The following is a 12906-nucleotide window of genomic DNA, read 5'->3' as shown; positions in this document are numbered from 1 at the left end:
GCGGACTAACCACGGGACTTGGAACCGGGATCAGACTTCATGACGACACTTCAAATGATGGCAGATGAGCCCGACGACGTCGATACCGGAGACGGCGACGTCTCGCTTGCGACGAAGACCAAAACAAAGACCCAACGGCCGCCGATGTATAAGGTGATGCTGCTTAACGATGACTACACGCCGATGGAGTTCGTCGTGCATGTGTTAGAGCGGTTCTTTGGCATCACCCATTCCGCCGCGGTGGAAATTATGCTTGTGGTTCACAAAAAGGGACTTGCGGTTGTGGGCGTCTTCTCGCACGAGATTGCTGAAACCAAGGTGGCGCAGGTGATGGACTTCGCCCGCCGCAACCAACACCCCCTGCAATGCACGATGGAGAAGGAGGAGTAATCCTCCTCTGATCTTATGACCCCCGATAGATGGACCCTCGCCCTTGATAGCGGCGACTTAGAGGCGCCTTCCGGTGCTGTTCTGGTGCTGCAAGCACGCGCCGACAGTGACTTTTCTGCACTGGTTGATGTGACCTGCGTGCAAGGCTTCGCGCCGGATTACGACCGGCTGGAGGCCCGTGGCCAAAACGTGATGGTAGAGGCCGAGGGCACGTTCACCAGTGCCCTTGTGCAGATCACCAAATCCCGTGCCGGAACGCTTTCGGCAATTGCCGAGGCGTTGGGCCAAATCCCGCCGGGCGGGCTATTGATGGTCGATGGCCAGAAGGAAGAGGGGATCGAGGCGATTGTAAAACAGCTCAAGCGGGTGTTTGCGGTCGATCACGTCTACTCCAAGGCACACGGCAAATTGGCATGGCTGCGTCGCCCCGATGCGATCCCGGCAGAGGTGCTCGATTGGATCGTAACGCCGGAAGTGGGCGAGCACGGCTATATGACCGTTCCCGGCGGCTTCAGCGTGGATGGGCCTGATCGTGGGTCTGAAATCCTTGTGGCGCTACTGCCAGAACTTAAGGGCCGAGTCGCGGATTTCGGGGCCGGGTGGGGCTATTTGGCCGCCGAGGTTCTGGCCGAGCAGGAGGGGATTGAAACCCTTGATCTGATCGAGGCCGACCACGCCATGCTGGAGGCGGCACAGGTCAACGTTGAAGACCCTCGCGCCGATTTCCATTGGGCCGATGTCACACGCTTCACGCCGGAAGCCCCCTATGACGCGATTATCTGCAACCCGCCCTTCCACACGGGCCGGCGCGCAGATCCGGAAATTGGCCGCGCCTTCATCCAAGCAGCCGCCCGCAACCTGACGGCAAGGGGCCGCTTTTTCATGGTAGCCAACCGGCATCTGCCTTATGAAGAGACCCTTAAATCCTGCTTCGGGTCCGGCTCGATGCTGGGAGAGCTAGAGGGCTACAAAATCTACGAGGCGGTGAAGCCTCTGGGAAAACCAAAGCGCTAGAACGCATCTTTCACACATCTAGGGATCATCCAGATGAGCCTTTCCATCCAAGGTAAGACCGCCATTGTGACCGGCGCCGCAAACGGCGTTGGGCTTGCGATTGCCCGCCATTTTATTGACCGGGGCGCGAATGTCATGTTTGCGGACCGCGACAAGACCAGACTGAAAGACGAATGCGGCGAAACTGAAGGCAGCGATGAAAACATCCGCTACTTTTCCGGCGACTTACGCGAACGGCTCACGGTCGAAAACCTTATCTCGGCCACGATCGACGCTTACGACCGGATCGATATCTTGGTGAACGCTTCGCGGCAGGTGATGACAACGGACCCGCTGGACCCGACGGATACTTCCGTCGAGGCGATGCTGGAACAGAACCTATACCCTTCCCTGCGCCTGTCGCAGGCGGTCGCAAAACGGATGATCGCGCAGGCCGAGGCGGATGGCCACGAAGACGGGCCGATTGGTTCGATTGTGAACATTTCGTCCATCGCGGCACGGCGTACCCACCCCGATCTGTTGGGCTATTCCATCGCCACGGCGGCGCTGGATCAAGCCACGCGCAACCTGGCGGTTGCCTTCGCGCCCCATCGTATTCGCGTGAACGGCGTTGCATTCGGCTCTGTCATGTCCGCGAGCCTGAAGGATTCGTTGAACGAAACCGATGGCTTGCGCAAAGAGATCCGCGAATGCACGCCCTTGGGGCGCATCGCCTCGGCCCGAGAAGTCACAGCGGCGGTGCAGTTCCTGGCCTCGGACGGGGCGGGTTTCGTGACCGGAGAGACCATCACAGTCGATGGCGGGCGCACTTTGCTTGATTCGGTGACAACGGCGGCCCACTAGGCCGTTGTTGGCCCGCTACCCCGCAATCAACGCGCAAATCGTGGCCATGTCGTCTGGCAGGCCCTGCGCCCATCCGTGGGCCACGGGCGTGCCTTGCGTGTCGAAAACCTCCAGATACTCCCACCCGCCGCGCAACGGCATATGGGAAAGTGTGAAGGTCTGACCCGCTTCCACCCGGCCCAGGACGGTCATGTTGGTGGAAATCCCGGCGTAAAGTGGGATGGGCGCCCCGAGGTAGTCGCTGCACCCATGCTCGCTATCGGCCCTGACGGGCACGGTAAACAGCGCCATCAGGCGGGCGTGGAAGGGGAGGGCGTCAAGGGACAGGCGGTTCGCCTCTGTATCAACGGCGCAACTGGCCCGGGCCTCTGCTTCTTGCGCAAATCGCACTATTTCTGCGTCCAGCGGGTTCAGGCGAATCTCGGTAGCCACGCAATCGGAATTGTCAAAGACGGCCTGCCCAAGGACAGAGCTAAAGCACTGCCCCGCACGATCCATGACAGTGTTCCGACTAAGCCAAAGCTCTTGGCAAAGCGGGTTGTTTTGCGCGGCAACAGGGGCGGGGGCAAGCATCAGGCATAGGCAAGATAGGAGGCGGATCATGGGGGAAACGTAACAGATCGACAATCCGGGACCAGCCCCGACGGGCCTTACCATCGCTCTACCACCAAATCGCGGAACCAATAGCGCCGTCCATCGGAAGTCATCAAACGTCGCCCATGAAATCGCGCAGTTACAATGCCTTGCGCTTCGGTGCTTTCGGCAAAATCCCGGCGCCACGCCCCAAGGCGCTTGCCGTGCCAAGTGATGGCCTGAAACAGATCGCCGTCTGGTGTTGTCAGGTAGCAGCCGTTTTCCACGACGCCCCCGTCTTTGGCGCGGCGGCTTTCCGTGGCGGTAAACAACCGGCGAAACATCGCCTTGCGGTCTGCGCCATCGGGAACAAGAAAGAACCCCGTCTGTCGGTCACTGGCGTACCAAATTCCGGGCAGACGAGGTTCCATCATCGGGCTTAGCCTTCGTCTTCATCCTCATCGTCTTCACTGCTGGCGGGCAGGTTGAAGAACGTGTCGGCATCCGGCGTATGCTCTGGCTGGTCATCCTCATCAGGTGTGGAGAGGGTGAAGGTCTCCAACCCGGCAATGGATGCAGGAACAGCGCTATCAAGATCCATCCCAAGCGAGGTTTCCGTGGAAACCAGTTTGCGACGTTCATCATCGGTCATTGCCGCACCCTCGGCCAGCTTCTTGGCGTTGGCTTTTTGCACGGCGGCGTCCAACTCGGACTGTTTGCACAGGCCCAGAGCGACGGGGTCGATGGGTTGGATGTTGTTGATGTTCCAGTGAGTCCGCTCGCGGATCGCCTGAATGGTCGGCTTCGTGGTGCCCACCAGTTTGGAAACCTGACCGTCGGTCAATTCGGGGTGGAACTTCACCAGCCACAGGATCGAGGCCGGACGGTCCTGGCGCTTGGACAGCGGCGTATACCGCGGACCCCGGCGCTTTTCCTCGCCCACAGCGGCAGAGTAAAACTTCAGTTGCAACTTGTGGTGGGGATCGGCGGTGGCTTTGTCGATCTCTTCCTGGGTCAGCTGGTTGTTGACGATCGGGTCAAACCCTTTGACGCCCGCGGCCACGTCGCCATCGGCAATGCCTTGAACTTCCAGCTCGTGCAGGCCGCAAAAATCGCCGATTTGCTTAAAGCTCAGCGTGGTGTTGTCGACCAGCCAAACAGCAGTGGCTTTCGTCATGATCGGTTTGCTCATCTCAATCCCTCCGGGTACGTCTGAACACAGGGAACAAGGCCGGTGGAAGCGGCTGCAAGGCGGGGCCTTACGGTTCCTCGATTTCAGGAAAATCACGAGGTATATAGGCGCAATGAGGCACTGAGGGAAGACCCAAATGAAACGACTGATACTCGCGCTATTGTTTGCCGCAGGCACGGCCCACGCAGACGGGGAACCCGCCGGCGAATTTGACTACTACGTCATGAGCCTCAGCTGGACACCCACATGGTGCCTTCTGGAAGGCGACGACCGCTCTTCGCCCCAATGCGACGATGGCCAAGGCTTCGGCTTCACGCTTCACGGGCTGTGGCCGCAGTATGAGGAAGGCTGGCCCGCCTATTGCCCCACGGTGATGCGCGCCCCGTCGCGTGGGATGACCGGCGAGATGGCGGATATCATGGGCACATCGGGCCTTGCCTGGCACCAATGGCGCAAACATGGCGTGTGCACAGGATTGGAAGCGCGGGATTACTACGCGCTCTCTCGGCTCGCCTACGAATCCGTGCAACGCCCCGACATTCTAAGGCGCCTGGATACGGAGGTGCGCGTGCCTGCGGCTGTGATCGAAGAAGCTTTCCTAGAGGTGAACCCGCAACTGGGCCCGGACATGTTAACCGTCACCTGCCGCGCTAACCGGATTCAAGAAGTGCGCGTGTGCCTCACCCGAGAGCTTGAGCCACGTGTTTGCGGTGCCGATGTCATTCGCGATTGCCGCTCACCAGACGCACTATTTTCACCGATGCGTTAGGCCACAAATCGGATGGGGGGCTGTCTGCCCCCCAGCGCCCTAGGGGGCGCTCCCCCCGACGGATATTTGGGGGGGCTTAACGCTTGGTTAAGGGTATTTAGCGACAGTCAGAATGCGACGTGTGGTTAAAGTTTTAGCCGCACGGACGCTTAAGTTCTCATTCGGCGGAGAAGCAGGCCAGATTTAGGCCCCGGTCGCCGAATGAGCCTTTCACCAGCCGTCGCACGGGCTCCCTAATTCACCTTGGCTTTACAACTCACTGCGCAACAGGCCAACCATGCGCCGTGTTTGATGGTGGTAATCACCTTTGGCCAAGGGCCGCTTCCCATCGTCACAAGCTTTTTCGGGCTCGGAAGGCGGCAGATATAGTGCCATCGTCGAGGTAATCCAATTCCCCGCCGATTGGAACGCCTTGTGCGAGGGACGAGAGGCTGACGCCAACGGAGGCCAGTTCGTCGGCGATGTAGTGCGCCGTTGTTTGCCCGTCTACGGTCGCGTTGAGGGCCAAGATCACTTCGGTAATCCCCTCATCGGTCATGCGGGCACGCAGTTTCGGGATGCCGAGGTCTTCGGGGCCCACATCGTCCAGCGCCGAGAGCGTACCGCCGAGCACATGGTAGCGCCCCTTAAATGCTTGCCCTCGCTCCATCGCCCAGAGGTCTGCCACATCCTCTACCACGCACAACTCTCCAGTCGCGCGGCCGACGTCCGAGCAAATGTCGCACAGATCGCCGGTTCCGATATTGCCGCAGTTCACGCATTCCCGCGCGCTCTCGGCCACCCGTGCCATCGTCTCTGCCAGAGGGCGCATCAGCGCGCCACGCTTTTTGATCAACGTAAGAACCGCTCGCCGCGCCGACCGGGGGCCAAGTCCCGGAAGACGGGCCATGATCCCGATCAGTTCTTCAATATCTGGGGGCGTCTCTGCCACGCGTTAGAACGGAAGTTTCATGCCAGCAGGAAGGCCGAGATCTTCGGTCATCTTCTGGATTTCTTCGTTGTGTTTGTCCTGCGCCTTGGACTGCGCATCTTTGATCGCGGCGAGGATCAGGTCCTCGACGACCTCTTTCTCGTTCGGGTCAAAGATCGACGGATCAATGTCCAGCGCCGTCAGTTCCCCTTTTGCTGTTGCCGTCGCCTTGACCAAGCCCGCGCCGCTTTCGCCCTGCACGGTAATCGAGGAAAGACCCTCTTGGACCTCCGCCATCTTGCCCTGCATTTCCTGCGCTTGCTTCATCATCTTGGCCATATCGCCAATGCCGCCCAAACCCTTCAACATCTCATCTTCTCCAATTGATCTCGTTTGCTCACACGTATGCCGCACGGGCATAGGTCACAAGGTGCATCGTGTTTCACTCGTCTTCGAAGGGGTCCCAATCATCGGCCTCTTCCGGTATCTCTTCCAGCGCCGTCGCCGCGGCCTCTTGTGCCAAATCCGCATGGCTACGGATTTCCGAGATCCGCGCTTGTGGGAACCGGGACAGAACCGCTTGCATCAGCGGATGCTTAGTGACCTCGGCCTCTACCTCTTTCTGGGCCGCCTGTTCCTGTTCCTGAATCGTCGCGCCGCCGCCCGAGGAGGCCACCGTGATGCCCCAACGCGCGCCCGTGGCCGTTTGAAGCATCCGCCCCAAGCGCGGGATCAGATCGCGTGGCGCAGTGTCAGTCACTTCGACCTCAAGACGGCCGGGTGAGTATGACACCAGCCGCAGAGCCGTCTTCACTTCGATCAACAGCTTGATATCGCGTGCCGATTCGATCAGCGCCACGATGGAGTCAAAGGTAGGGTAGGCGGCAAGGTCCGGTCCGGACTGCGGCGCAAGGGCCGCTTGTGCACCACCACCACTTCCGCCAACGGGGGCCGCCCCCGTAGACCGGGCCTGTGGCCCGGGGCCGGACACGCCGCCGCCGACACCACCCGAGGGCGGGCCGCCGGCGGGGCGGGGAGTTTCCGCCAGTTTCTTCACCAGATCGCCCGGCGTTGGCAGGTCGGCCACATGGGTCAAGCGGATCACCGCCATTTCGGCGGCCATCATGGCGTTGGGGGCCATGGCGACCTCTTCCAGCGCTTTCAGAAGCATTTGCCACATCCGCGTTAGCACCCGCATTGGCAGCTTCTCGGCCAAGGCCAACCCGCGCGTACGTTCGTCGGGGGAAACCGTGGGGTCTTCGGCCGCATCGGGTGTGATCGAGATGACCGACAGCCAATGGGTGATTTCGGCCAGATCGCGCAGTACGGCCACCGGGTCGGCACCGTCGGAATATTGCGCCCCCAATTCGTCCAACGCCTTGGCGGCGTCGCCGGCCATGATCGCCTCAAACAGGTCCATCACCCGGCCCCGGTCGGCAAGGCCCAACATCGCACGCACTTGGTCGGCGGTTGTTTCGCCTGCGCCATGGGCAATGGCTTGGTCAAGAAGGCTCATCGCGTCCCGGACCGAGCCTTCGGCGGCACGGGTAATCAGGGCAACGGCATCTTCTGCAATCGCGGCGCTTTCAAGGCCCGCGATGCGTTGCAGGTGGGCGATCATCACCTCGGGCTCGATCCGGCGCAGGTCAAAGCGTTGGCAGCGCGACAGCACCGTCACCGGAACCTTGCGGATTTCGGTCGTGGCGAACAGGAATTTGACGTGGGCGGGGGGCTCTTCCAATGTCTTGAGTAGCGCGTTGAACGCGCTGGTGGACAGCATGTGGACTTCGTCGATGATGAAGATTTTGTAACGCGCTTGTGCGGCGCGGTAGCTGACCGTCTCGATGATCGCATCGCGGATGTTTTGAACGCCGGTGTTCGACGCCGCGTCCATCTCCATCACGTCCACGTGGCGGCCCTCGGTGATCGCCACGCAGTTCTGGCACACGCCGCAAGGGTCCGTCGTGGGGCCGCCTTCGCCGTCTTCGCCAATACAGTTGAGGCCCTTGGCGATGATCCGTGCCGTGGTAGTCTTACCAGTCCCGCGAATACCCGTCAGCATGAAGGCTTGCGCGATGCGGTCGGCCTCGAACGCATTCTTCAAGGTGCGGACCATGGCCTCTTGCCCGATCAGATCGGCAAAGGTCGCGGGGCGGTATTTCCGCGCGAGGACTTGGTAGCCTTTATCGGGGGTCTCGGTCATATCGCCTCACGCCTGTGTGTGGCGGTAAACTACGGCCCCGCCCGCGCGGCGTCCACCGGATTAGAGCAGCCAAAGGATGACGCCGGTCAAGATCGCGCCGATGGACAAGATGGCGGCGGTGATTGTCATTGAAGCATTGGATTTTGGCGTCGCGGCATGGTCGTTCATGCGCGCTTGGGTGGCACAAGACTGCTGACGCGCGGTGAAGAAGATGTAGCAGGCCAAGACGATGAAAACGCTCGCGGTCGCTTTGGCGGCCCAGACCGGCTCAAAATCCCCGAACACGGCCTTCATCCCAAGCGCAAGCGCGACCGAGGCCATGCCCGTGCGCATCCATCCGGCAAAGGTACGCTCGTTTGCCATGATTGTGCGATCTTCGGCCCAATCGGTGCGCTCCATCGCCAATTCATTTGCGGTTTCTTCTTTGTCGTCCGTCATAGCCAAGAGTTTAGGCCAGCCCGCTGCAATGTCGAGCGGTCAACGACATTGCTTGAGGCGCGGGCGGCATTCGGTCTAGGATTGCACTGCTGCTCGGGGCAGCCTCCAGATCCGCGGAAAGCCGTCATCGGCCCCCTTAAGACATCCATGACAGACACGCTTTCGGTGTCTCTCTGCCCATTCAGCGGATCGTTGGGCGTTTAGTGAGGGAACCGACCATGAAAACACTCGACCAATTGCGCCGTGATGCGACGGCTCTGAAAAAGGCCTTTGGGGCACAGGCGGCTGACGCAGTTCAACGCGTGGTCTCTCATCGGCCTCGGCCAGAGGGAGAGCCGCTGAAGCACGCCGATTTTCTCCATGTGATTGCCCGCGAGCAGGGTTTTGCCACATGGCCCCACCTGAAGGCCGCCGTGGAAACCCAAGGCATGGACCGGGCGCAGCGGCAACAGCGGTTGGTGCTAGCCTTGAAGAACGGGCAAGATCACGTGACGCAGCAATTGCTGTCGGCTGATCCTTCTCTGCCGCAGGGCCACTTCACCTTGAGCGTTCTGCTCTACGACGCGGCGGCCGTGGCAAAAATGATTGCCGCAGATCCGCAGTTGGCGGTGCGTCCATCGCCACAGCTTCCTCCGCTGACGGTTCTTGCTCAATCCCGCGCCATCCATCTGTTCCCCGAACGTGAGTCGCAGATGTTGGCCATCGCTGAGCTGTTGCTGTCCCACGGCGCTGACCCCAATTATGAAGCGCCACAACAGGGCGCTCACGCCCTATCGACCCTCTATTTCGCTCTTGGTCACGCCAATAACATGGCCCTGTCTGAATGGCTTCTGGATCACGGCGCTGACCCCAATGATGGCGAGTCCCTCTATCACGCCACCGAATTGGGTCACCACGGCGGCTTGCGCCTCTTGCTGGCCCATGGGGCAGAACCGAAGGGCACGAACGCGCTCTTGCGGGCGATGGATTTCCACGATGTGGAGGCCGTGCAGATGCTGATGGACGCTGGCGCGCGGGCCGATGATTTCAATGCCGACGAGGTGGGTGGAGAGGTGCCCTGGACCGTCCCCGCCTTGCACCAAGCTGCCCGCCGGATGTCGCCGCCGGATATGGTGGCGTTGTTGTTACAAAAAGGCGCTGATCCAACGCGGGTTTATGAAGGTGTGACGCCCTACGCCTATGCGCGCATTATCGGCAACAACGCGCTGGCGCAGCAGCTAGAGGACGCGGGCCACGCCACCCCTCTGACCGAGGTAGAGGCGCTATTGGCACAGGTGGCCGACGGGAACGTGCCGGAAGGGCGCTACATCGACCCGTCGAACTTGCCTCCAGCGGCCCGCAATATCATCCGCGAGATCCTGCATCTGCCCGGCAAGCTTCCGCATCTGCAACGGCTCGCCGCAGTGGGCGTGGAATATGACCGCCCCGATAGTGCGGGCGTGACCCCGGTGCAGGCGGCGGGGTGGGTTGGCTTGCCCGATGTGATGCAGGCGCTGTTGCGCCTTAAACCGGACCTTGGACATTTGAACAGCTACGGCGGCAACCTGTTCTCAACGATCCTGCACGGGGCCGCGAACAACCGCGACCAGACCCGCAGCGACTACATTGCTTGCCTGCAACTGGCGCTTGATGAAGGCGTGGCGCTGCCCCGTTCCGCCATTGACCAAGTGGGTGACCCAGAGATCGCGGCCTTCCTGCGCGATTGGGCCGATACCAAGCCGGGGCAGGTGGTGGAGACCGGCCCTAGATGACGCGGTGCCTGATGGTTGCGGGACAAGGACTTGCCCCCCGCAGCCACAAGGGTATCAACAGTGCTGCAACTAAACGCGCGAGGCATCCGATGGACGAAACCTATGAGCACCGCATCGCCCGCGCGATGGCAGAACTTGAAGCCTCCTCCATCACCAGCCTCAACTACGCGCCTCCGATGTTCCGCATTGCGCGGCGCTTGGGCCTCAAGCCGCGCCCGCCCCACTACATGAGCTTCCTTCGGGCGGTTCTGGTCTTGGGGCCGATGTTCGGCGTGGTCTGGGGCGCGATTATGTGGTTCGTGCAATGGCAGCATGCAGATTTGCCCGTCGTCGTCGCGCTGATCTCCGCGCTAATGGCGGGGGTGATCTTTGGCTTGCTGATGGCCGGATACTACAGGTGGGCCGGATCGCAGGCGGGCCTGTCGAAGTGGGAAGACCTGTAGAAAAGGCCCTCCCACCCGCTAATTGACGTGCCGCGTCTACTTCTTGCCGCGCTTGTGCTTTGACGCGGCAATCACCGTTTTGGTCATTTTCTTGAAGTCTTTCTCTCTCGCGCGGCGTTCGTGGGCAGCCTCTTGGTTGATCTCGTCCTCTCGGACCAGCTTCAAGAACCGCTTCACCCGGTCCGCTTCCAGCTTCCCTTCAGCCACGGCTGTTTGCACCGCGCAGCCCGGCTCTGCCACGTGCGAGCAGTTACGGAACTTACATTGATCCGTCAGTTCCTCGATATCGGCGAAGACTGCGCCGATGCCGTCGGCGGCGTCGTTCAGTCGCAAAGCCCGCATTCCGGGCGTGTCGATCAGCCAGCCGCCGAAGATCGTTGGGGCCAAACCCCGTGACGTGGTGGTGTGGCGGCCCTTGGCGTCATCCTCTCGGATATCGGCTGTAGCGTCATCAGCGCCCGTCAACGCATTGGCCAAGGTGGTTTTGCCGACGCCGGATGAGCCGACCAGCGCGAAGGTTTGTCCATTCTTGGCCCACGGCTTCAACACCTCGGCCGCGTCGTCGGCCTTGGCGTTCATGGCGATAGCCGAGGCCAACGGCGAAAGTGCCTCGGCCCGGCGCTCAAACTCTCGCGGATCGTCGGCCATGTCGGATTTGGTCAGAATGATCAGCGGCAGACACCCGGCTGAGGCCGCCATTGCCAGATAACGCTCCAGCCGAGCGATGTTGAAATCCGCGTTGCAAGACGTGACGATGCCGAGCGTATCGACATTGGCCGCGATCAACTGCGTTTCTAACCCCGACCCGGCGGCGCGACGGGTTAGCAGGGTGTCCCGCTCTAGGCGGCGCAGCACGATGCCTTGATCGGCATCGGCCAGCACCCAATCGCCGGTCACATAATCGCCGGTGCTTTCGTCGCCTTGAGTAACAAGCCGCAAAGGGCCTTGGGCGCTGAAAGCGGTGATACGGGTGCGCGAGACCTTGTTGACGCGCGCTGGCACAGCGCCCGCATCCTCGTCGGTCAGTTGCGCGATATGCCGATTGGTCCAGCCAAGGTCAGCAAGTGAAGGAAGTGTCATTGTAGGAGTATCCCGAATGGTCATGACGAAAGGCGCGGCATCAAGCTACGCGGTCAATTCTTCGGGCGTGGTCTGATTTCAGACACAGGCCCGGAGAGAGAATGCAATCGGCATAAAACCTCCGGTATGAAACGCCGCCTTGTCGCCATCGGCGAAGCGGCTTTGGCGCGTCGCACTGCAACGCGCCGGAATGTGGTGAGAGGCTGAACAACGACCCAAGCGGGAATCGTTACGGCTGCTTCCTTCCGGATCTGACCGAGTTGGCGAAGTGCTTGCCCGCGCCAACCCCTCGACTGGGTAGATAGGGGCAACGGGCGAAAACCGCAAGACGCAGTTGCACGAAGCGCTTAAGGTGATTTCGGAACCGCCAAAGATGCACCGAAGGAGATCCGCCATGCGTTTGCGTAACAGAAGAACCAGCCGCAACGTGATCGACCAGCGCCGCCGACGCGGCGGTGGCGGCCCGCGCCTGTCAGGGCGCGCGAGCGGAGGCAGCATCGTGGGCGTGCTGGCCGTGGTCGCTTTGGGCTATTTCTTTGGCGTGGACCTGACGCCTCTGCTGGATCAGCAAGGCGCGCCCATGCAACAGCAGCAACCCCAAACCCGAGAACTGACAGCAGCCGAAGACGAAGCCGGGCGCTTCGCCAGCCAAGTCCTTGCCACGACCGAGGATATCTGGGCCGACATCTACCCCCAAGCCTTTGGCGAGCGGTACGATCCCCCGTCACTGGTCTTGTTTTCCGGCGCAACCCAATCGGGGTGCGGTGGGGCGCAGGCATCCACCGGGCCGTTCTACTGTCCGGCCGATCAACGCGCCTACCTCGACACCGCGTTCTTCGCCTACATGGCACGGGAACTGGGCGCAGGAGGAGACTTCGCAGCAGCCTACGTTATCGCTCATGAGGTGGCCCACCATATCCAGCAGGAGTTGGGCATATTAGGAGAGGCCAACCGTATCCGTGCGACGTCTTCCCAGACCCGATCAAACGAAATTTCGGTGATGATCGAACTGCAAGCCGATTGCTTTTCCGGGGTGTGGGCCTCTCGCTTGGAGGGGGTGTTAGAGCCGGGTGATCTGGAAGAGGCTCTTAATGCAGCCGAGCGGATTGGCGACGATTACCTGCAAGCCCGCGCGGGGCGCGCCGTTAATCCCCATACCTTCACCCATGGCACCTCAGCGCAGCGACAGCGGTGGTTTACCATCGGCTATAACTCTGGTGATCCAAACGCTTGCGATACGTTTGCGGCGGACCAACTTTAAGACGCACCTCTCCAACCGCATCCATGTCCAGATCGCGCA

At 61.1% G+C, this 12906-nt stretch carries 15 protein-coding genes and 1 other RNA gene; 7 read left to right on the top strand and 9 right to left on the bottom strand.

Going from position 1 to position 12906, the window contains the following annotated elements:
* Positions 1-39 precede the first annotated feature (39 nt).
* From clpS to K3728_17180, 3 genes are read left to right on the top strand one after another with little or no spacing between them, the layout of a single operon-like run.
* Positions 40-390 carry an ATP-dependent Clp protease adapter ClpS gene (gene clpS / locus K3728_17190; protein UWQ95390.1) on the top strand — a complete coding sequence of 117 codons (351 nt, stop codon included), beginning with the start codon at positions 40-42 and terminating at the stop codon, positions 388-390.
* Between the two features lie 15 nt (positions 391-405).
* The gene (locus tag K3728_17185) at positions 406-1404 is read left to right on the top strand and encodes a class I SAM-dependent methyltransferase (protein ID UWQ95389.1); all 999 of its coding nucleotides are present in this window, start codon (positions 406-408) and stop codon (positions 1402-1404) included.
* 33 nt (positions 1405-1437) lie between these two features.
* Positions 1438-2247 (top strand): SDR family oxidoreductase, encoded by an 810-nt coding sequence (locus K3728_17180; protein ID UWQ95388.1) that lies wholly within the window; start codon positions 1438-1440, stop codon positions 2245-2247.
* 15 nt (positions 2248-2262) lie between these two features.
* On the opposite strand, the gene K3728_17175 is transcribed toward K3728_17180, so the two are convergent.
* From K3728_17175 to K3728_17165, 3 genes are all read right to left on the bottom strand, one after another.
* Positions 2263-2820, bottom strand: coding sequence for a DUF4453 domain-containing protein (locus K3728_17175; GenBank protein ID UWQ95387.1), 558 nt, complete (start codon positions 2818-2820; stop codon positions 2263-2265).
* Between the two features lie 77 nt (positions 2821-2897).
* On the bottom strand, positions 2898-3254 hold the full coding sequence (locus K3728_17170) for a hypothetical protein (protein UWQ95386.1): 357 nt from the start codon (positions 3252-3254) through the stop codon (positions 2898-2900).
* A gap of 5 nt (positions 3255-3259) precedes the next feature.
* Positions 3260-4012: a DUF1013 domain-containing protein gene (locus K3728_17165; GenBank protein UWQ95385.1), complete on the bottom strand. Its 753-nt coding sequence runs from the start codon at positions 4010-4012 to the stop codon at positions 3260-3262.
* Positions 4013-4148: 136 nt separating this feature from the next.
* Here K3728_17165 and K3728_17160 point away from each other — a divergent pair, with 136 nt between their 5' ends.
* Positions 4149-4781, top strand: coding sequence for a ribonuclease T2 (locus tag K3728_17160; GenBank protein UWQ95384.1), 633 nt, complete (start codon positions 4149-4151; stop codon positions 4779-4781).
* Positions 4782-5112: 331 nt separating this feature from the next.
* On the opposite strand, the gene recR is transcribed toward K3728_17160, so the two are convergent.
* The 4 genes from recR to K3728_17140 form a co-directional block, all read right to left on the bottom strand.
* On the bottom strand, positions 5113-5712 hold the full coding sequence (recR, locus tag K3728_17155; GenBank protein ID UWQ95383.1) for a recombination mediator RecR: 600 nt from the start codon (positions 5710-5712) through the stop codon (positions 5113-5115).
* Positions 5713-5715: 3 nt separating this feature from the next.
* Positions 5716-6060 (bottom strand): YbaB/EbfC family nucleoid-associated protein, encoded by a 345-nt coding sequence (locus K3728_17150; GenBank protein ID UWQ95382.1) that lies wholly within the window; start codon positions 6058-6060, stop codon positions 5716-5718.
* A 73-nt stretch (positions 6061-6133) separates the two neighbouring features.
* Positions 6134-7894, bottom strand: coding sequence for a DNA polymerase III subunit gamma/tau (locus K3728_17145; GenBank protein ID UWQ95381.1), 1761 nt, complete (start codon positions 7892-7894; stop codon positions 6134-6136).
* Between the two features lie 60 nt (positions 7895-7954).
* Positions 7955-8332, bottom strand: coding sequence for a DUF202 domain-containing protein (locus K3728_17140; GenBank protein ID UWQ95380.1), 378 nt, complete (start codon positions 8330-8332; stop codon positions 7955-7957).
* Between the two features lie 218 nt (positions 8333-8550).
* Between K3728_17140 and K3728_17135 the strand changes: the two genes are divergently transcribed.
* Both K3728_17135 and K3728_17130 read left to right on the top strand, forming a co-directional pair.
* Positions 8551-10083, top strand: coding sequence for an ankyrin repeat domain-containing protein (locus K3728_17135; protein UWQ95379.1), 1533 nt, complete (start codon positions 8551-8553; stop codon positions 10081-10083).
* A gap of 89 nt (positions 10084-10172) precedes the next feature.
* Positions 10173-10526, top strand: a complete 354-nt coding sequence (locus K3728_17130; GenBank protein ID UWQ95378.1) for a hypothetical protein — start codon at positions 10173-10175, stop codon at positions 10524-10526.
* A gap of 36 nt (positions 10527-10562) precedes the next feature.
* On the opposite strand, the gene rsgA is transcribed toward K3728_17130, so the two are convergent.
* Together rsgA and ffs are read right to left on the bottom strand one after the other, a co-directional pair.
* Positions 10563-11606: a ribosome small subunit-dependent GTPase A gene (rsgA, locus tag K3728_17125; protein ID UWQ95377.1), complete on the bottom strand. Its 1044-nt coding sequence runs from the start codon at positions 11604-11606 to the stop codon at positions 10563-10565.
* A 193-nt stretch (positions 11607-11799) separates the two neighbouring features.
* Positions 11800-11898: signal recognition particle sRNA small type (ffs, locus tag K3728_17120), an RNA gene on the bottom strand.
* A 102-nt stretch (positions 11899-12000) separates the two neighbouring features.
* Here ffs and K3728_17115 point away from each other — a divergent pair.
* Positions 12001-12867 (top strand): neutral zinc metallopeptidase, encoded by an 867-nt coding sequence (locus tag K3728_17115; protein UWQ95376.1) that lies wholly within the window; start codon positions 12001-12003, stop codon positions 12865-12867.
* The last annotated feature ends 39 nt before the right edge of the window (positions 12868-12906 follow it).

It is taken from the genome of Rhodobacteraceae bacterium M385 (assembly GCA_025141835.1).
Lineage (GTDB): Bacteria > Pseudomonadota > Alphaproteobacteria > Rhodobacterales > Rhodobacteraceae > Gymnodinialimonas.
This window is presented reverse-complemented; position numbering and strand designations above follow the sequence as displayed.

Coding starts and splice junctions, on each gene's coding strand:
- clpS (UWQ95390.1), top strand. CDS start 40: ATGACGACACTTCAAATGATGGCAGATGAGCCCGACGACGTCGATACC.
- K3728_17185 (UWQ95389.1), top strand. CDS start 406: ATGACCCCCGATAGATGGACCCTCGCCCTTGATAGCGGCGACTTAGAG.
- K3728_17180 (UWQ95388.1), top strand. CDS start 1,438: ATGAGCCTTTCCATCCAAGGTAAGACCGCCATTGTGACCGGCGCCGCA.
- K3728_17175 (UWQ95387.1), bottom strand. CDS start 2,820: ATGCTTGCCCCCGCCCCTGTTGCCGCGCAAAACAACCCGCTTTGCCAA.
- K3728_17170 (UWQ95386.1), bottom strand. CDS start 3,254: ATGATGGAACCTCGTCTGCCCGGAATTTGGTACGCCAGTGACCGACAG.
- K3728_17165 (UWQ95385.1), bottom strand. CDS start 4,012: ATGAGCAAACCGATCATGACGAAAGCCACTGCTGTTTGGCTGGTCGAC.
- K3728_17160 (UWQ95384.1), top strand. CDS start 4,149: ATGAAACGACTGATACTCGCGCTATTGTTTGCCGCAGGCACGGCCCAC.
- K3728_17150 (UWQ95382.1), bottom strand. CDS start 6,060: ATGTTGAAGGGTTTGGGCGGCATTGGCGATATGGCCAAGATGATGAAG.
- K3728_17145 (UWQ95381.1), bottom strand. CDS start 7,894: ATGACCGAGACCCCCGATAAAGGCTACCAAGTCCTCGCGCGGAAATAC.
- K3728_17140 (UWQ95380.1), bottom strand. CDS start 8,332: ATGACGGACGACAAAGAAGAAACCGCAAATGAATTGGCGATGGAGCGC.
- K3728_17135 (UWQ95379.1), top strand. CDS start 8,551: ATGAAAACACTCGACCAATTGCGCCGTGATGCGACGGCTCTGAAAAAG.
- K3728_17130 (UWQ95378.1), top strand. CDS start 10,173: ATGGACGAAACCTATGAGCACCGCATCGCCCGCGCGATGGCAGAACTT.
- rsgA (UWQ95377.1), bottom strand. CDS start 11,606: ATGACACTTCCTTCACTTGCTGACCTTGGCTGGACCAATCGGCATATC.
- K3728_17115 (UWQ95376.1), top strand. CDS start 12,001: ATGCGTTTGCGTAACAGAAGAACCAGCCGCAACGTGATCGACCAGCGC.